19 protein-coding genes are annotated in these 16,544 nt (G+C 66.3%); 10 read left to right on the top strand and 9 right to left on the bottom strand.

Going from position 1 to position 16,544, the window contains the following annotated elements; all coding sequences use genetic code 11:
- A complete protein-coding gene (gene purU, locus ACWRN3_RS21115; RefSeq protein ID WP_476741817.1) occupies nt 1-897 on the top strand; it encodes a formyltetrahydrofolate deformylase in 897 nt (298 codons plus the stop codon).
- Between the two features lie 78 nt (nt 898-975).
- Here purU and ACWRN3_RS21110 read toward each other — a convergent pair whose 3' ends face one another.
- Nucleotides 976-1,566, bottom strand: a complete 591-nt coding sequence (locus ACWRN3_RS21110) for a TetR/AcrR family transcriptional regulator (protein WP_476741816.1) — start codon at nt 1,564-1,566, stop codon at nt 976-978.
- Between the two features lie 167 nt (nt 1,567-1,733).
- Between ACWRN3_RS21110 and ACWRN3_RS21105 the strand changes: the two genes are divergently transcribed.
- The 3 genes from ACWRN3_RS21105 to ACWRN3_RS21095 all read left to right on the top strand — a co-directional run bounded on the left by ACWRN3_RS21105 (nt 1,734) and on the right by ACWRN3_RS21095 (nt 5,041).
- On the top strand, nt 1,734-2,078 hold the full coding sequence (locus ACWRN3_RS21105) for a cupin domain-containing protein (protein WP_476741815.1): 345 nt from the start codon (nt 1,734-1,736) through the stop codon (nt 2,076-2,078).
- A gap of 10 nt (nt 2,079-2,088) precedes the next feature.
- On the top strand, nt 2,089-3,462 hold the full coding sequence (locus tag ACWRN3_RS21100; protein WP_476741814.1) for a flavin monoamine oxidase family protein: 1,374 nt from the start codon (nt 2,089-2,091) through the stop codon (nt 3,460-3,462).
- 103 nt (nt 3,463-3,565) lie between these two features.
- Complete coding sequence (locus tag ACWRN3_RS21095) at nt 3,566-5,041, top strand: APC family permease (protein ID WP_476741813.1); 1,476 nt, start codon at nt 3,566-3,568, stop codon at nt 5,039-5,041.
- Here the strand turns inward: ACWRN3_RS21095 and ACWRN3_RS21090 are convergent.
- Entirely contained in the window at nt 5,034-5,660 is a 627-nt protein-coding gene (locus tag ACWRN3_RS21090; protein ID WP_476741812.1) for an AmiS/UreI family transporter, read from the bottom strand. The genes ACWRN3_RS21095 and ACWRN3_RS21090 overlap by 8 nt on opposite strands.
- 201 nt (nt 5,661-5,861) lie before the next feature.
- On the opposite strand from ACWRN3_RS21090, the gene gdhA reads away from it, so the two are divergent.
- On the top strand, nt 5,862-7,199 hold the full coding sequence (gdhA, locus tag ACWRN3_RS21085; protein ID WP_224023367.1) for an NADP-specific glutamate dehydrogenase: 1,338 nt from the start codon (nt 5,862-5,864) through the stop codon (nt 7,197-7,199).
- Nucleotides 7,200-7,214: 15 nt separating this feature from the next.
- Here gdhA and ACWRN3_RS21080 read toward each other — a convergent pair whose 3' ends face one another.
- Entirely contained in the window at nt 7,215-8,183 is a 969-nt protein-coding gene (locus ACWRN3_RS21080; protein ID WP_255173496.1) for an AraC-like ligand-binding domain-containing protein, read from the bottom strand.
- A gap of 163 nt (nt 8,184-8,346) precedes the next feature.
- On the opposite strand from ACWRN3_RS21080, the gene ACWRN3_RS21075 reads away from it, so the two are divergent.
- Both ACWRN3_RS21075 and ACWRN3_RS21070 read left to right on the top strand, forming a co-directional pair.
- A complete protein-coding gene (locus ACWRN3_RS21075; protein WP_255173495.1) occupies nt 8,347-9,021 on the top strand; it encodes a DUF1345 domain-containing protein in 675 nt (224 codons plus the stop codon).
- Nucleotides 9,022-9,040: 19 nt separating this feature from the next.
- Complete coding sequence (locus ACWRN3_RS21070; protein ID WP_476741811.1) at nt 9,041-9,448, top strand: DUF1003 domain-containing protein; 408 nt, start codon at nt 9,041-9,043, stop codon at nt 9,446-9,448.
- A 54-nt stretch (nt 9,449-9,502) separates the two neighbouring features.
- On the opposite strand, the gene ACWRN3_RS21065 is transcribed toward ACWRN3_RS21070, so the two are convergent.
- Complete coding sequence (locus tag ACWRN3_RS21065; RefSeq protein WP_018770044.1) at nt 9,503-9,679, bottom strand: CsbD family protein; 177 nt, start codon at nt 9,677-9,679, stop codon at nt 9,503-9,505.
- 85 nt (nt 9,680-9,764) lie between these two features.
- A complete protein-coding gene (locus ACWRN3_RS21060; RefSeq protein WP_476741810.1) occupies nt 9,765-10,370 on the bottom strand; it encodes a TetR/AcrR family transcriptional regulator in 606 nt (201 codons plus the stop codon).
- Nucleotides 10,371-10,491: 121 nt separating this feature from the next.
- Here ACWRN3_RS21060 and ACWRN3_RS21055 point away from each other — a divergent pair, with 121 nt between their 5' ends.
- Entirely contained in the window at nt 10,492-12,432 is a 1,941-nt protein-coding gene (locus ACWRN3_RS21055) for a primary-amine oxidase (protein ID WP_476741809.1), read from the top strand.
- On the top strand, nt 12,419-12,883 hold the full coding sequence (locus tag ACWRN3_RS21050; RefSeq protein WP_476741808.1) for a hypothetical protein: 465 nt from the start codon (nt 12,419-12,421) through the stop codon (nt 12,881-12,883). The genes ACWRN3_RS21055 and ACWRN3_RS21050 overlap by 14 nt, the downstream gene beginning before the upstream one ends.
- Nucleotides 12,884-12,894: 11 nt before the next feature.
- Here the strand turns inward: ACWRN3_RS21050 and ACWRN3_RS21045 are convergent, their stop codons facing one another.
- The 4 genes from ACWRN3_RS21045 to ACWRN3_RS21030 all read right to left on the bottom strand — a co-directional run bounded on the left by ACWRN3_RS21045 (nt 12,895) and on the right by ACWRN3_RS21030 (nt 16,374).
- Nucleotides 12,895-13,881 carry an NAD-dependent epimerase/dehydratase family protein gene (locus ACWRN3_RS21045; RefSeq protein ID WP_476741807.1) on the bottom strand — a complete coding sequence of 329 codons (987 nt, stop codon included), beginning with the start codon at nt 13,879-13,881 and terminating at the stop codon, nt 12,895-12,897.
- A gap of 103 nt (nt 13,882-13,984) precedes the next feature.
- Nucleotides 13,985-14,359: a cupin domain-containing protein gene (locus tag ACWRN3_RS21040; RefSeq protein ID WP_476741806.1), complete on the bottom strand. Its 375-nt coding sequence runs from the start codon at nt 14,357-14,359 to the stop codon at nt 13,985-13,987.
- Between the two features lie 147 nt (nt 14,360-14,506).
- The gene (locus ACWRN3_RS21035) at nt 14,507-15,265 is read right to left on the bottom strand and encodes a ThuA domain-containing protein (protein ID WP_476741805.1); all 759 of its coding nucleotides are present in this window, start codon (nt 15,263-15,265) and stop codon (nt 14,507-14,509) included.
- A complete protein-coding gene (locus ACWRN3_RS21030) occupies nt 15,265-16,374 on the bottom strand; it encodes a Gfo/Idh/MocA family protein (protein ID WP_476741804.1) in 1,110 nt (369 codons plus the stop codon). Before ACWRN3_RS21030 ends, ACWRN3_RS21035 begins: the two co-directional genes overlap by 1 nt.
- A gap of 76 nt (nt 16,375-16,450) precedes the next feature.
- Between ACWRN3_RS21030 and ACWRN3_RS21025 the strand changes: the two genes are divergently transcribed.
- Nucleotides 16,451-16,544, top strand: a 94-nt coding sequence (locus tag ACWRN3_RS21025) for a hypothetical protein (protein ID WP_476741829.1), incomplete at its 3' end; no start/stop codon positions are given.

The following is a 16,544-nucleotide window of genomic DNA, read 5'->3' as shown; positions in this document are numbered from 1 at the left end:
ATGACTGTTACTGAAACCCATATCCCCGCATCAAAAGCGCCCACCACCGTGGAACACGTCCTGACCCTGGACTGCCCCGAGGGGCCTGGCATTGTGCACGCCGTCTCCGGGTTCCTGCTGGAGCACGGCTGCGACATCATCGACAACAAGCAGTTCGGTGAGCGCTCCGAAGGCCACTTCTTCATGCGCGTGCACTTCGTCTCCGAAGGCGATGAGTCCACGCTGGACGTTTTGCGGTCTTCGTTCGCCCCGGTGGCCGAAAAGCTCGGCATGCGCTGGCAGCTGGAACGCCACGGGTCCAAGCGCAAGGTGCTGATCATGGTGTCCAAGTTCGGGCACTGCCTCAACGACCTGCTCTTCCGCGCCCGCATCGGCGAATTGCCCGTGGACGTGGTGGCCGTGGTGTCCAACCACCGGGACCACCAGGCGCTGGTGGAGTGGCACGGCATCCCGTTCCACCACATCCCGGTCACGGCGGAGACCAAGCCCTCAGCGGAAGCTGCGCTGATGGAACTGGTGGACGGGCTCGACGTCGAACTGGTGGTGCTGGCCCGCTACATGCAGGTGCTCAGCGATGACCTGACCCGCCAGCTCGATGGCCGGGCCATCAACATCCACCACTCGTTCCTGCCCAGCTTCAAGGGTGCCAAGCCGTACCACCAGGCCTACGCCCGCGGCGTCAAGACCGTCGGTGCCACCGCGCACTACGTCAACGCGGAGCTGGACGAGGGGCCCATCATCTCCCAGCAGGTGGTGGACGTGGACCACACGTACGGGCCCGAGGACCTGGTGGCCGCCGGCCGCGACACAGAATGCAAGGCCCTCTCCAACGCCGTGAAGTGGCACTGTGAGGGCCGGGTCATCCTGCAGGGCAACCGCACCGTGGTGCTCCGGTAGCGGTTCTCAACTAAAAACCGTCAGCGCGGCAGGCTGCCTTCCGGGCAGCTGGCCGCGCTTTCGTTTGCCCGGAGGGTCCTAGCCGCTCTGTGCTCCCCGCCGCAGGAGAACCGCCTGGTGCACTTCCTCCAGGGCGGCAGCGATCTCCTCCCGCCCCACGCCCGCGAGGTACTGCAGCACCAGTCCATCCAGCGCGGCGAACAGTGAGCGGGCCACCACGTGGACGTCACACTGGACGCCGAAAGCCTCAAGCCCCTCCGACAGCGCGCCAACGTAGCTCTCGTACAGCCTGGCTACCGGCCCCGCCAGCTCCGGGCGGCGCCGGGCCTCGAGGATCATCTCGTACTGGAACACCTGCAGCCCCGGATCTTCAAGCAGCAGTTCCAGCAGCGCCTCCGTGAAAGTCCCGCCGTTTTCGGCTGCTTCCCGCAGCCGTGACGCGCCGATGGACTGCTCCGATGACCACAGGAGCGCTGCCTCGATCAGGGCGTCCCGGGTCCCGAAATGGTGGGCGACCAGGCTGTTGTTGACGCCCGCCGCCTCCGACACCGCACGGTATGTGAGTCCGCGCAGGCCCTTCTGCGCCACCACATCCACCGCGGCCCGAAGCAGGGCTTCACGGCCCTTGCCATATCTGGGCGCGGCGGGACGGTCAGGGGACGCGGTCATAGCCCGATTCTAGCCATCCGCCGCCGGGCAAAAAGCAGCCCTTGACTTAAAACTAAGCAATTGCTTAGATTGCTTCCACGCGGTGATGCCCGTCACAGGACCGCCGCCATTTCACACATCCCGCGGCGTGACCGTTCCCCTGCCGCGCCTTCCCCTCTGGAGTACCCATGACCACCACCCCGTCCTTCACCGCGTCCGCTTCCCTTGACCCCGGCAGGAATGAGCCCTTCGAACTCGGCAAAGTACAGTGGGTGCGCCGCTTCGGCGAAGGTGGCAGGCCTGCGCTGGCCTGCGGCTACTGGCACGTCAATCCCACAGAAGCCCCCGAACCCTTCAATCTCGTCATGGAAGCCGACGAGACCATCCACATCATCGAAGGCCACCTCCGGATCGAGGTGGAGGGCGGCGTCAGCTATGACCTCACCGCCGGCGGCGCCGCCTCCTTCAACAAGGGCGCCCGCACCAGGTGGGCTGTGCTGGCCCCCACCGTCGAATTCTTCGTCTACTCCTAAGGGTCCGGGGATGGCACAGCACAACAGCGCCGTGGAGCAGGACCTGGACGTCGTCATCGTGGGTGCCGGGTTTGCCGGCCTCACCGCCGCCCGCGAACTCACCCGTCGTGGACTGGCAGTCCGCCTCGTTGAAGCGCGGGACCGCATCGGCGGCCGGACCTGGCTGGACCACCGGCTGGGCCGCGACCTGGAGATCGGCGGCACATGGGTCCACTGGACCCAGCCGTACATTTGGGCGGAGTTGAAGCGGTATGGCATCGGAACCGTCGCCAGCCCGGAGCCCGAGCGGGCTTTCTGGTGGGCCGACGGCGGCCGCCGGGAAGGCGACCCCGGAGCCTTGCTTGACGTGATCGGCCGGCACAACGGCGAATTCACCAAGGAGTCCCGGACCTACTTCCCCGAACCGTTCAGGCCGTTGGCGACGGATGCGTTCAAGGGCATCGACCACATCTCGGTGCAGGACCGGATCCGGGAACAGTTTCCCGCCGGCGACGCCCGGGACATCCTCGAATCCTTCTGGACCTTGAACTTCAACGGCCCCCTGGAGGACGCGGCACTGACCCAGGCCCTCCGCTGGGTGGCCCTGACCAACGGTGACTGGACCGTCAACTTCGAAGCCTGCGCCACGTACAAGATCCAGGGCGGAACCGCCGCACTCGCCGAGGCCATCCTTGAGGACTCCCGTGCCGCCGTCGACTTTGGTTTCGCCGTGGCAGGCATGACGGACGACGGCGGGAGCGTCACCCTGCGGAGCGCGGACGGCCGGGCCATCAGCGCCAGGGCCGCCATTGTCACGGTCCCCCTTCCCGTCCTGGGAACCATCGACTTCCAGCCGCCGCTGCCGCCGGCCAAGACGGAAGCCGCGAAGCGCGGACAGGTTTCCAGGGGCGTCAAGGTGTGGATCCGGCTGCGGGGTGAGCACGCGCCGTTCGTGGCGTTGGGACAAGCGGACTGGCCCCTGAACTTCTTCCAGGCCGAGTACACGCTCGACGGCCACACGATCGTCGTCGGCTTCGGCCCCGACGCAACAAGAATTGACGCGTCAGACGCAGCAGCAGTCCAGGAGCAGCTGGCCCGGCTGGTCCCCGGCGTTGACGTGCTGGACGTGGCCACCCACGACTGGGTGGCGGACCCGCTGGCGGGGGAGACCTGGCCGATGCACCGGACGGGTTTCCTGGGCGACTACCTGGCCGTCATGCAGTCCGGGCACGGCAACCTGCTTTTTGCCGGCTCCGATATTGCCAACGGCTGGGGCGGCTTCATCGACGGTGCCATTGAGAGCGGCATGGAAGCGGCGCAGGCCGCCGCGTCGCTGCTTGGCCCCCGCTCCGCCGCCCGCCCGGCCGCCCAGGAACCAGTGCCGCAAAATCCTGCACTGCGCTGACAATCAACAACTCGTCGCTGGTGGACAAAGGGCTTCGGCGCCCCGCTGCCAAGCTGGATTCCACAGCAATTTTCCCGAACTCATGACCGTTAAGAAGGATCAAATGAGTATTTCGAATTCTGAGCCCCGGACCACTGACGCTCCGGCCAAGGAGCATTCAACGGCACTGCGCGCCGGCAGCATCGGCGTCCTGGGCATCCTCTTCTTCGTCCTGTCGGCGCAGGCACCCCTCACCGGGATCGTGGGCGCTTCGCCGCTGGCCGCAGCGCTCGGCAACGGTGCCGGCGCACCCGGCGCATACCTGATCGTGGGCATTGTCATCGTCATCTTCGCCGTCGGATTCGTGGCGATGAGCCGCAAAATCCAGGCCAACGGCGCTTTCTACGCCTACGTCACCGCAGCCTTTGGCAGGAAGACCGGCGCCGGCGCCGCCTGGCTGGCCCTCCTGGCCTACAACACCGTCCAGGCTGCGATGTACGGGCTATACGGTGCGGCGTTCTCGGGCCTGCTCGCCTCGATTGGGCTGGAGGTTCCGTGGTGGCTGCTCGCCCTGGCCACCATGGCCGGCGTCCAGGTGCTGGGCTCCCTGAACATCGAACTCGGTGCGCGCGTGCTGGCCCTGCTGGTGGGCCTCGAGGTGGCCATCCTGCTGCTGTTCGGCTTCACCGTCTTGCTCCACGGCGGCGGCCCGGAAGGCATCAGCGTGGCCGCGTCCTTCTCGCCCGAGGCCATCGGGGCCGGCGCGCCGGGTGTGGCCATCATGTTCGCCGTGGCTTCGATGTTCGGTTTCGAATCCACGGCCATCTATTCGGCCGAGGCCAAGGACCCGCATCGCACGGTAGCCCGGGCCACCTACCTGTCCGTGGGCGTCATCTCCGTCTTCTTCTCCTTCATCTCCTGGATGCTGGTCAGCTACTACGGCCCGTCCCAGGTCATGGACGCCGCCGGGGCAGCCCTCGAATCAGGCGACGCCACGTCCTTCGTGCTCGGTCCCATGGTGGAGCTGTTCGGACCATGGGCGGGCGTGGTGGCAGGCATCCTGCTGGTTACCTCGCTGCTCGCCGGCATCATCGCCTTCCACAACGGCATCAACCGCTACCTGCACTCCCTGGCCCTGCGCGGTTCCATGCCCGCCGTGCTGGCCCGGACCAACCGGCACCGCGCCCCTGCCTTTGCCGCCTGGATCCAGACCGCCACCGCCGTCGTGCTGGTGCTTCCCTTCGCCATCCTGGCCCTGGACCCGGTCCTGACCCTCTTTTCCTGGTTCAGCGGCCTGGCCGTGGCGGCACTGCTGGTGCTCTACATGCTGTGCTCGGTGGCGGTGGTCAGCTTCTTCCGCCGCGAACGTGCAGGGGCGCAGCTGTGGCAGACGCGCATCGCCCCCGTCCTGGCAACGGCGCTCCTCGCCTGGGTCCTGTTCCTGGTGGTCAGCAATTTCACGGCCCTGATCGGCGGCAGCGCGGAAACAGCCATCGCCCTTCTCGCCGCGGTCCCCGTGGTCTTCGTGGCAGGGGTGCTGGTGGAAACCGCCATCGAGCGCCGGCACCACGCCGCCACCCTGGGACACGCGCTTACCTAGCGCTCACGGCTTCCCCTTCACTGGCCCGGCGCGGACTGGCAGGTCCGCGCCGGGCCAGAACGCGTGCTGCAAGGAAAACCCCGGCCAGGAAGGCTGCTGCCACCCACGCCGCCCAGGCGCTGCGGGGCCATACGCCGGACAGGCCCAGGAACGCGGGAACAGTGGCAGTGACCTGGCTGGCCAGCACCAATGCCCAGCCGGTGAACAGGTCCAGCCGCACCGCGCCGAATGCGGCGGCGAACAACAGCCCCCACAGCACCGACCAGCACACCCAGAGCACCGCGAGCAGCGGATCCGTCCCGATCCACGCGCCCGCCAGCAGCAAACCGAAAAACGCCACCATGCCGCAGAACCAGCCCAGGCCCTTCGAACCCAGGGCCAACAAAACATCCAGTCCGGCATAGGCGTACGTCAGCCCGAACAGGAACATGCCGGCGGCCGTCAAGAGGTGTTCAGTGCCGGTATTGCCGGTGGAAAGATGGACGACGCCGAGCACCAGCTGGGTGCCGCCGAGCAGCAGGCTGAAGGTGGCGGCGTCGCGGCGGGGGAGACGCCCCAGCGTCGCCAGCCCATTGACCAGCAGCGCGGCACCGGAGAGAAGCAGGCAAATGAAGGGCATCAGCGCGTCTCCGGTGTGCAGGAGGGATGCGCCAAAACTATCGCAATGTGGAATATCTGTGTCACATTACGGAGATTAGCCGAACCTGACCCACCCGCCTACTGCTCCCCGGTCGTAATCCGATAAGTTGAAGAGTAAACCTATGGGGCGACGTTGCTTTTGCGCTGTCCCTCGTTTCGGCTCAGAGGTAAGGAACAGTTCATGGACGCACGGCTCGAAGCCATCAAGGACACCGTCCTCGCGCGGAATCCCGGTGAAGCGGAGTTCCACCAGGCAGTGGTGGAGGTTTTCGAAAGCCTTGGCCCGGTCCACGACAGGCACCCGGAATTCCTCGAGGCTGCCATCCTGGAACGCCTTTGCGAGCCCGAACGCCAGATCATCTTCCGTGTGCCGTGGACGGACGACTCCGGACGCGTCCAAATCAACCGCGGCTTCCGGGTGGAGTTCAACTCCGCGCTGGGCCCGTACAAGGGCGGACTGCGCTTCCACCCGTCCGTCTACCTGGGCATCGTCAAATTCCTCGGCTTCGAGCAGATCTTCAAGAATGCCCTGACCGGCATGCCCATCGGCGGCGGCAAGGGCGGTTCCGACTTCGATCCCCGCGGCCGCAGCGATGCCGAAGTCATGCGGTTCTGCCAGTCCTTCATGACCGAGCTCTACCGCCACATCGGCGAATACACGGACGTCCCGGCCGGCGACATCGGCGTGGGCGGCCGCGAGATCGGCTACCTCTTCGGCCAGTACAAGCGCATCACCAACCGCTACGAATCCGGCGTGCTCACCGGCAAGGGCATCTCCTGGGGCGGCTCCCTCGTCCGGCCCGAGGCCACCGGATTCGGCACCGTCATCTTCACCCAGGAAATGCTGAAAACCAGGGGCACGTCCTTTGACGGCCAGCGCGTGGTGGTGTCGGGCTCCGGCAACGTGGCCATCAACGCCATCGCCAAAGCCCAGTCCCTCGGTGCCGCGGTGGTGGCCTGCTCCGACTCGTCAGGCTACGTGGTGGACGAGGCAGGCATCGACGTCGCGCTCCTCCGTGAGGTGAAGGAAGTGCAGCGCGGCCGCCTGAAGGATTACGCCGAACGCCGGGGCGGCGTTACCTACGTGGACGGCGGTTCGGTGTGGGACGTCGACGCCACGGTGGCACTTCCCTGCGCCACGCAGAACGAGCTCGACGGCGCCGCTGCCGCCCGCCTGATCCGCAACGGCCTGGTTGCCGTCGGAGAGGGCGCCAACATGCCCTCCACGCGTGACGCTGTTGCGGTGTTCCAGGAGGCGGGCGTCCTCTTCGGGCCGGGCAAGGCCGCCAACGCCGGCGGCGTGGCAACCTCGGCCCTGGAAATGCAGCAGAACGCCAGTCGTGATTCGTGGTCCTTCGAGCACACGGAGGAGCGGCTCACGGAGATCATGGTTGGCATCCACGACCGCTGCGCCGCCACCGCCGAGGAGTACGGCGAACCCGGCAACTACGTGCTCGGCGCCAACATCGGCGGGTTCGTCAAGGTGGCCGATGCCATGCTGGCCCAGGGGCTGATCTAGGAAACGCAGCCGGGTTCAGCCCCGGCGCCATTCGGTGGGTGAGACGCCAAAAGCATCCCGGAACGTGCGGCTGAAATGGGCGGCATCCAGGAACCCCCAGCGGGCAGCCACCGTGCCGACGGATTGCCCGGCGTGCAGCGGGTCGCGGAGGTCACGGCGTGCACCTTCGAGCCGCTGTGTCCGGATCCAGCTGGCAACGGTGGTCCCCGACTCGTGGAAGACGTTGTGCAGGTGCCGGGTGGAGATGAAGTGCGCGGCGGCGATGCTTGCCGGTGACAGCAGGGGGTCGGCCAGGTTCGCCTCGATGTACTCGCGGACCGAGACCGCCAGCAGTGCCTGCGGCTTCATGCGGTCCGGCGTGATGTCCATTTCCGCGTGCAGCATGGTGGACACCAGGTCCAGGGCGTTGGTGGCGAGCCGCGAGCCGCTGGGGCCGTTCAGGACGTCCAAGTTCGCAGACAGTTCGCGAATGAACTGGCCCACGATTCCGCTGAGGCCCCCGCTGCCCATGCGCACCGCGGCGAGCTGCCCCACGTAGTCCACCGGCAGGGAGAGGGCGTCGCAGGGGAACATCAGGACCATGATCCTGGTGCTGTCCTCGAAGGCAAGGGTGTAGGGCCGGTTGGTGTCGTAGATTGCCAGGTCGCCGGGCTGGAGGACGGCTTCGCGGTTGTCCTGGATCAGCAGGCCCGTGCCTTCCAGCTGCAGATTCAGCTTGAAATAGCGCTCATGGGCCTGGGCGATCAGCGCGGGGGTGCGGTGGACCTCGTGGGAGGTGGCGGTCACTTCCACGATGGACATCCGGTCCAGTACCCGGGAACGCATCCGGCCCTGGAAACCCTCCACGTCCGCCGTCCGAGCGGTGAGGGGCACGAAGGATTCGGCCACCAGGTGTTTCCAGTGGTCAAATGATGTGGCAACGCTGGAGCTGAGGTCCTGGCGTGGGGTCAGGGCTGTTGCTCCGCTTGCTGCAGCTGCTGGCATGATGTTCCTCGCGACGGATGGCCACTTCACGTTCCCCCCGGGTTGTGTCCTGCGACACAGTCCATTCAGGTTAGCGGCACGCCAATCTTTTTTCAACGGTTGGCGAAAATAAGGCGAATTGTCTTTCCAGCCGCAGCCCAGCCTCGCGTGCCATGATCGGGCCATGAAGTCCATGACGGCTCCCGGCGACCACCACCGGAACTTCAACTCCCGCGCCCACCATTCCCGGCTCCGCTTGCTGGTGATGCTTGCCGTCGGCCTTGTCGCGGCGCTGGCGGTTGGCACCTTTGGCACCTGGACGTATGCCCCGGCACTCGGCTGGGCCGCTGCGTCGGCCACCTACCTCATCTGGGTCTGGAGCGTCATCGGACGCCTGGGTCCTGCAGCCACCGCTGCGCATGCGCGGAGGGAGGATCCCGGCAGGATCTTCTCGGACACGCTGGTCCTGGGCGCCACCGTGGCCAGCTTTGCCGGGGTCGCCCTGATTTTGCTTGATGCCTCCAGCGAGCAGGGTGGCGCCAAGGACGCAACGGTGGCCATGGCGCTGGGCAGCATTGCCCTCTCATGGTTCCTGGTCCACACCCTGTTCACCCTCCGCTACGCAGCGATCTACTACCGCGACGGCACGGGTGTGGATTTCAACGAAGGGAGCCAGCCCCGGTATTCGGATTTCGCCTACCTGGCCTTCACTGTGGGCATGACGTTCCAGGTATCGGACACCGACCTGAAGACCACTGCCATCCGTTCCACCGTCCTGCGCCAGGCGCTGCTGTCCTATCTGCTCGGTGCCATCGTCCTCGCCACCACCATCAACCTGGTTTCGGGGCTGATCCACTAAGCGGGCCTATTCTGGGCCCATGGCTGAGATAAGAGTTAACTGGCACCGGCGGCACAAAGAGGGCCTCAGTACGGGCGACAAAGCCGCCGACGCCCTTCGAAACGGCATGGGCAGCTGGCCTTTCGTGGGGATGTTCTTGGGTTTCATGGGATTGTGGGCCCTGGTGAATTCCTACGCCCTCGCCAACAACGCATGGGACCCCTACCCCTACATCCTGCTGAACCTCTTCCTGTCCATGCTGGCCGGCCTGCAGGGCGCCATCCTGCTCATTGCAGCCAAGCGCCAGGACGCCATTGCCTCGGCCATGGCGCAGCATGATTACGAAACTGACGTCCGGGCCGCGGCGCAGATCGAGATGCTCATGAACATGAACGCCGAGCAGTTGAAGCTGCTGCAGGAACTGCGGGACATGCGGGACCGGCCCTGAAAACGCCAATGGGTGCAACTCCGGCTGGAGTTGCACCCATTATGCGAGCGTTGTCTAGTCCTTCTTGAAGGCATCCTTGACGTGCTCGCCGGCCTGCTTGAGGTCCGACTTTGCCTGGTCAGTCTGGCCTTCAGCCTTCAGGCTCTCGTCGCCCGTGGCGTTTCCGGCAGCTTCCTTGCCCTTGCCGCCGAGCTTCTCTGCAGCGTTGCCGATCTTGTCATCCAAACCCATGGAGATGCTCCTTACAGTTCGTGCTCGCTCCGGCATCCGCCAGAACCTGACCCCTCAATAGTAAGCATACTTTCGAGTTTGGCGCTCATTTCCGGCCGGGAATTTTGCCCAGGAGGGAAATGTACCCCTCGAGTTGGGCCGCGTGGCCAAAGTCTGTTTGGCCGGCCGGTGCAAGGGCTGCCTCGATCTGGGCCCCCAGCAGCATGTTCAGCAGCTGCCCGGCAAGGATGGGATCATCGACGGCGGCACGGACGTCGCCGCTGTCCCTCGCCTCTGCCAGGAAACGGCGGATTGCCACCAGCCACTCATTCATCGACTGCTGGTGGATCGCCGCCTTCCGGGGGTCGTTGATGGCCCTTTGCCAGAACGGGACCACGATTCGTGCCTCGTTGACGCGCTCTTCATCGAGGGGGAGGACCTCGAGGCAAAAGGCCCGCAGCGCGTCCAGGCCCGTCCGCCCGGCCGTGACCTCCGCGATGCGCAGGTTGGTCCTGTTGAACACATGGCTGAAGGCGAATTCGAGCAGGGTGTCCTTGGTGGGGAAGTAGGGTTTCAGGGCGCCGTTGGCGAAGCCTGCCTCCGTGGCGATCTCCCGCATGGTGGCGCTCTCCAGGCCCTGACGGGCAATGATCCGCCAGGTGGCATCCACGAGTTCCAGGCGGCGCTCATCATGGTCAACTATCTTCGGCACCGCGGCCACTCCCCGGAAATATTTCGCTCAGACTCTTGTGAGCCATGTTACGGACGTTTATTCTCTACAACTATAGAAAATAAACCAGTGGCCGGCGACGGCCCGGACAAAGGCTCTTCCCATGACACTTGCACGAACCGAAACCGCATCGGCCTTCCACCTGGCAACGGCGGAGGAAATCCTGGACGTCCGCGCCATCCTGCAGTCGGAAGGCCACCTGGACGCCCGGCACCGCATCGCCTACCTCGGCCTGCTGGATCCGGTCCGGGGAGCGCAGCCACAGGCTGTGGACCGCCGATTCCGGGTCTTCATCCACGACGTCTCGGGGGCTGCGCCGCGTGACGTCGTGGTCTCCATTACCCAGCAAAAGGTGCTCTCCGCCGTCGAACTCGACACCGCGGTGACCGGCGAACTGCCGGTGCTGGAGGAGGAGTTCGAAGTGGTGGAATCCCTGCTGGCCACGGACGACCGCTGGCTCAAGGCGCTCGCCGACAGGGGGCTCGAGGTCGAAAAGGTCCGCGTTGCCCCGCTGTCTGCCGGTGTTTTCGAATACGGCGAGGAGAAGGGCCGCCGCATCCTCCGAGGCCTGGCGTTCGTGCAGGAATTTCCCGAGGACAGCGCCTGGGCGCACCCGGTGGACGGACTGGTGGCCTACGTGGACGTGGTCAGCAAGGAAGTCACCCAGGTCATCGATCTCGGCGTGATGCCCATCCCGGCTGAGCATGGCAACTACACCGATCCGGAACTCACCGGGCCTGTCCGCGACACCCAGAAGCCCATCAGCATCACCCAGCCGGAAGGGCCGAGCTTCACCGTCACCGGCGGCAACCACGTGGAATGGGAAAAGTGGAGCGTGGACGTCGGCTTCGATGTCCGGGAAGGGGTGGTCCTGCACAACCTGGCCTTTCAGGACGGCGGCCGGAAGCGGCAGATCATCAACCGGGCGTCCATTGCCGAAATGGTGGTGCCGTACGGGGATCCCTCACCCATCCGGTCCTGGCAGAACTACTTTGACACCGGCGAATACCTGGTGGGCCAGTACGCCAACTCGCTGGAACTTGGCTGCGACTGCCTGGGCGAGATCACCTACCTCAGCCCGGTCGTCAGCGACGCGTTCGGCAACCCGCGGGAAATCCGCAACGGCATCTGCATGCACGAGGAGGACTGGAGCATCCTCTCCAAGCACTCCGACCTCTGGAGCGGCGTCACCTACACCCGCCGCAACCGCCGCCTGGTGATCTCCTTCTTCACCACGATCGGCAACTACGACTACGGCTTCTACTGGTACCTCTACCTGGACGGCACTATCGAATTCGAGGCCAAAGCCACCGGCATCGTGTTTACCTCGGCGTTCCCGGAAGGCGGCTCGGACAACATCTCCCAGCTGGCGCCCGGCCTGGGTGCACCCTTCCACCAGCACCTCTTCAGTGCCCGGCTGGACATGGCCATCGACGGGTTCACCAACCGGGTGGAGGAGGAGGATGTCATCCGCCAGGCCATGGGGCCGGGCAACGAACGCGGCAACGCCTTCTCCCGCAAGCGCACCGTCCTGGCGCGTGAATCCGAAGGCGTCCGGGAAGCCGACGCCCGGGCCGGCCGGACCTGGATCATCTCCAACCCGGAATCCCGCAACCGGCTGGGGGAGCCCGTGGGCTACAAACTGCACTCCCACAACCAACCCACGCTGCTGGCAGACCCGGACTCCTCCATCGCCCGCCGCGCCGCCTTTGCCACCAAGGACCTGTGGGTCACCCGGTACGCCGAGAACGAGAAGTACCCCACGGGCGACTTCGTGAACCAGCACGCCGGCGGAGCGGGCCTGCCCGCCTACGTCGCACAGGACCGGGACATCGACGGCCAGGACATCGTCGTCTGGCACACGTTCGGCCTGACCCACTTCCCCCGGGTGGAGGACTGGCCCATCATGCCCGTGGACACCGTCGGCTTCAAGCTGCGGCCGGAGGGCTTCTTCGACCGCAGTCCGGTCCTGGACGTTCCCGCCAACCCCAACAAGCAGGAATCCTCCTGCCACAGCGAGGGCGGCAGCGGTGGCTGCCACTAGCCTCGCCCCCGCCACGGCAGGGAGTACGACGGCGGCGGGACGGGCGCGTGCCAACGGCCCCGTCCTGCATCCCCGCGTCGTCGCCGTGGCCACCGCCGGTTCCTGCGTTGCCCACGTGTGGCTGGCGGCGTCGGGACACCACGGCGCGTGGCTGAGCGTCCTCATGCTGGCGCTCGCCGCCGTCTGCGTTCCCTGCACGGTCCACATCTGGCGGCAGAGCCGGGTGGCCGCACTGCAGCAGGTCACCGCTGCTGCCGTGGTGATGGCCGCCCTGCACGCCGTCCTGCTGCTGGCCGCCGGGGGTGCCGGGCACGCCCATGGCGGCCAGCCGGCGTCGTCCGCTGTTGTTGATTCGGGCAGCACGGACCTGCTGCTGGTTGTCGCCCTGGAACTGGGGACGGCACTGCTCGCCGCAACCCTGGTGGCCCGGCTGCGGCGGTTGCGCCGGTAGGCCTTCGGGGCTCAGCCGGCCGGGACGCCGAGCGGGCGGGCGACGTGCAGCTGTTCGTGGTCAACAAGCCACTGGATGGATTCGAAGATGGCCTGCTCCGGTTCGTACCGCGGCGCGTAGCCGAGCACGGAGGCCGCTTTTTCAATGCTGAAGCACTGGCTGCGGTAAAGGTGGTTCCAGCTCGCATCTGCGTGCTCGCGGGAGGTGTTCTCCCGGAAGCGGTCCCAGGGAACCGTCTCCAGTACCGCAGCGTGCCCGAACCAGGCGGCGGCGATGTCCGCGTAACCGCGGACCGTGAGCGCCGTGGGGGCAACGATGTTGAAGTCCTCACCGGTGGCCGCCTCCCGCCGGGCAATGGCCTTCTCGAAGGCCTGGGCGACGTCATCGGCGTGCACGTGGTGCATCAGCTCCGAGCCGCTGCCGGGAATCCGGAGGGGCTGCCCTGCGGAGATCGTCTGCCAGACGGCGGGATCGAGGTTTCCCAGCGGACCAACGGGCTGCCAGCCCGGCCCGACAATGTGGCCGGGATGCAGGGAGGTGGTGGCCAGCCCGCCGCTGGCGGTTTCCTCCTGCAGCATCAGGGCAATCCTGTTTTTTTGGATGCCATATTCGCCAAAGGGGGGTGCGGCTGAATCCGATCCTTCCCTGATGGGCAGCTTCAGGCTTTGGCCGTACCGCCAGACGGAGCCGCAGTGCAGCAGGTGCCCCACTTCGCCCCGCAGCCGTTGCACCAGCGCTGCCGCCGATTCGAGGGTGAAGCAGACCAGGTCCACCACGACGTCCGGCTTGAGGGCAGCCACCCGGTCAGGGAAGGTTCCGTCCTGGTCCTCCGCCTGCCGGTCTGCGGTGACGTTCTGCACCTGCTGCCAGGCAGGCGCGTCCGTGTAGGGCTTGCTGGTGCCGCGGCTGATGTTGGTGACCTCGTGGCCGGCCTGGACCAGCCGGGGGATCAGGAACGAACCGATGTGGCCGCTGCCGCCGATGACGGTGACTTTCATTGCTCTCCGATCGTTGCGTTCCCTCCACGGTAGGGCCGCGGCAGCAGGAAAGGGAGGCCCTGCCGGACCTCCCTTTCCTGGCGATAGGTGTGGAACCGAAGGGTCAGGCGGGCTTGGCGTACTCTGCCGCGCTCATGACCTCGTAGCCAACAAACGTCTCATCGCCGTCCACCCAGGCGTCGTGGCCTGCCGGGATGGAGTACGCGTCGCCGGCCTGGATGGTCATGCCGGTTCCGTTGTCCAGCTGGACGGTCAGGGTGCCGGAGGTGCAAAAACCAAGGTGATTGTTCTGGCAGCTGTCCGTATGGACAACCGTCTTGACGGTTTCTGACCAGCGCCAGCCGGGCTCAAACGTGAACCGGCCCAGGGTGGCGCCACCAATGTTCACCACGTCCACTTGGGTCTTGGGCGGACGGCGCTTTTCATCGGGTTGGTCAAAGGATTTGGACTCCAGGTCCTTCACCGTTACTGCGGGCATTTCTGGCTCCTTGGTAAGGAGTGGTTATTGAGTTCGTCCGGCGCGGGAGCACCGGGAAATAGGGCCGGCAGGGCGGGATGTGCCCCGTCCAGAACCTGCCTGGCCTCGTGTGCGACGATCCCAATCTGCTCTTATGCGTACCTGATGTCAATGACGCTTTTCTGCCTCGAACCACTCCAGGGTCGGGTTGGTCACCGAGGGGGCGGAACGGTCAATCCCGGGCTGTGCAGCCCACCGGACCCCGTTGGCCAGGACCCGCTGGACCTGCGGATGGTGGTACACCGGGTACTCCTGGTCGCCGGGGCTGAAGTAGAAGATGCGGCCCTTGCCGCGGGTGAAGGTCACGCCGGAGCGGAACACCTCGCCGCCGGCAAAGGAGCTGATGAAGATCAGGTCGTCCGGGTCCGGGATGTCGAACAATTCGCCGTACATCTCCTGCTCCGGAATGACGATGGGGCTCTCCACGCCGTCCGCGATGGGATGGGAGGGCTTGACGGTCCACACCAGCTCGCGGCCGCCGTCGTTCCGCCAGGCCAGGGAGCAGCTGGTGCCGAGCAGTTTGGTGAAGATCTTCGCGAAGTGCCCCGAGTGGAGCACGATCAGCCCCATACCGCCCAGCACATGCCGGTGGACGCGTTCGACGACGGCGTCCCCCACCTCGGCGTGCGCGATGTGGCCCCACCACAACAGGACGTCCGTCTCCGCGAGCACCTCCTCGGCAAGGCCGTGTTCGGGATCCGTGGCCAGGACCGCCGTCGTGATCGCCGCGTCCGGAAGGTGGGAGCGCAGGCCCACGGCGATGGCGCCATGGATGCCGTCCGGGTACATATCCCCGATGTGGGACGGCTCGTTGTTGGCTTCGTGGACGCCTTCGTTCCACACCAGGATCCGCAGGTTGCCGTCCATCAGAGCCGAACCTCCCTCTGCTCGCGGGCGGACTGGTAGCACGCGTCGATGACCTGGGCGCGGTACAGTGCCAGGGATCCGTCATGGTTGGCCCAGACCTGGGCGCCGCCGCGCACGGCGGTGACGAAATCCTCCACCACTGCATCGTGCGCGCGGCCCGGCAGGACCGGGGGCAGGTAGTCCGCGGACCCGCCGTCCTTGTCCGTGAACACCCGCAGCCGGCCCACCGGCGGGAACGGTGCCCCGTGCACCCTGAGCTCGGCGCCGCCGTCGGTACCGTACACCGTGAAGTCCAGCTGGTCATCGGTTTCCCGATAGGCCGCCCAGCTCGCCTCGACCAGCAGGGTTGCGCCGCCGTCCAGCCGGAGGAATGCCGTCGCGAAGTCCTCCACTTCGAAGGCATGGCTGGTGGCGTGGGCGGAGAACCGGCTGCCGCCGCCCCGCCCCTGCGGCCCCAGTTCGGCGTGGGTGGCTGCGGAGACCGCCACCACCTTGGGCTCGCCGAGGAGGTAGAGGGCGAAGTCGAGCACATGGACGCCGATGTCCGCCAGCGGCCCGCCGCCGGCGAGCTCCGGGTTGGTGAACCAGCTGCCCAGCGTGGGAATGCCGGCGCGCCGCAGCCATGACGCCTTCGCGTAGTAGGGCCGGCCCAGGCCGCCGTGGTCGATGACCTCCTTGAGCGCCTTGATGTCGCCGCGCCGGCGGTGGTTGAAGGCGACGTCCAGGACGCGTCCGGCCTCGCGGGCCGCGTCCACCATGGCCCGGCCTTCCGCGGCGTTGCGGGCAATGGGCTTCTCGCTCAGCACATGGATACCCCGTTCCAGGGCCGCGATGGAGATCGGGGCGTGCAGGAAGGTGGGTACTGCCACGCTGACTGCGTCCAGGCCGCCGTGGTCCAGCATGTCCTGCCAGTCGGCGAAGGCGTTCGGAATGGCGTATTCGGCCTGCAGGGAGTCCCGGAGGTCCTGCTCCATCCCTGCCACCGAGACGATGCTTACTCCGTCCAGCGCTGAGTAGGCCTTGAGGTGCTGCTGGCCGGCCCAGCCGATGCCCACCACCCCCACCCGCAGGTCACTCGGCGGTACAGGAGGGGATTGCTGGCTGTTCAAGGGCTGGCTCCTTCGGCGTGGCTGGCTGCCCGGACGCTTTCCAGCCTAATACGAAAGTAGGGTTCGTCAGGCTGCGGTGACCGGGGTGATGGTGACATTGAAGCCGAGGTTGTTGAGCTTTTTGATCGCGTTGTTTTTGGCTTTGATCGGGTCCAGACGGGTGAAGTGGT

Source organism: Pseudarthrobacter sp. rb (genome assembly GCF_056389225.1).
Note: the sequence above shows the minus strand (reverse complement) of the source record. Positions and strands in the feature narration are given on the sequence as shown.

Excerpts from the sequence above, each read along its gene's own strand:
- purU (WP_476741817.1), top strand. The coding sequence starts at position 1 with ATGACTGTTACTGAAACCCATATCCCCGCATCAAAAGCGCCCACCACC.
- ACWRN3_RS21110 (WP_476741816.1), bottom strand. The coding sequence starts at position 1,566 with ATGACCGCGTCCCCTGACCGTCCCGCCGCGCCCAGATATGGCAAGGGC.
- ACWRN3_RS21105 (WP_476741815.1), top strand. The coding sequence starts at position 1,734 with ATGACCACCACCCCGTCCTTCACCGCGTCCGCTTCCCTTGACCCCGGC.
- ACWRN3_RS21100 (WP_476741814.1), top strand. The coding sequence starts at position 2,089 with ATGGCACAGCACAACAGCGCCGTGGAGCAGGACCTGGACGTCGTCATC.
- ACWRN3_RS21095 (WP_476741813.1), top strand. The coding sequence starts at position 3,566 with ATGAGTATTTCGAATTCTGAGCCCCGGACCACTGACGCTCCGGCCAAG.
- ACWRN3_RS21090 (WP_476741812.1), bottom strand. The coding sequence starts at position 5,660 with ATGCCCTTCATTTGCCTGCTTCTCTCCGGTGCCGCGCTGCTGGTCAAT.
- gdhA (WP_224023367.1), top strand. The coding sequence starts at position 5,862 with ATGGACGCACGGCTCGAAGCCATCAAGGACACCGTCCTCGCGCGGAAT.
- ACWRN3_RS21080 (WP_255173496.1), bottom strand. The coding sequence starts at position 8,183 with ATGCCAGCAGCTGCAGCAAGCGGAGCAACAGCCCTGACCCCACGCCAG.
- ACWRN3_RS21075 (WP_255173495.1), top strand. The coding sequence starts at position 8,347 with ATGAAGTCCATGACGGCTCCCGGCGACCACCACCGGAACTTCAACTCC.
- ACWRN3_RS21070 (WP_476741811.1), top strand. The coding sequence starts at position 9,041 with ATGGCTGAGATAAGAGTTAACTGGCACCGGCGGCACAAAGAGGGCCTC.
- ACWRN3_RS21065 (WP_018770044.1), bottom strand. The coding sequence starts at position 9,679 with ATGGGTTTGGATGACAAGATCGGCAACGCTGCAGAGAAGCTCGGCGGC.
- ACWRN3_RS21055 (WP_476741809.1), top strand. The coding sequence starts at position 10,492 with ATGACACTTGCACGAACCGAAACCGCATCGGCCTTCCACCTGGCAACG.
- ACWRN3_RS21045 (WP_476741807.1), bottom strand. The coding sequence starts at position 13,881 with ATGAAAGTCACCGTCATCGGCGGCAGCGGCCACATCGGTTCGTTCCTG.
- ACWRN3_RS21040 (WP_476741806.1), bottom strand. The coding sequence starts at position 14,359 with ATGCCCGCAGTAACGGTGAAGGACCTGGAGTCCAAATCCTTTGACCAA.
- ACWRN3_RS21035 (WP_476741805.1), bottom strand. The coding sequence starts at position 15,265 with ATGGACGGCAACCTGCGGATCCTGGTGTGGAACGAAGGCGTCCACGAA.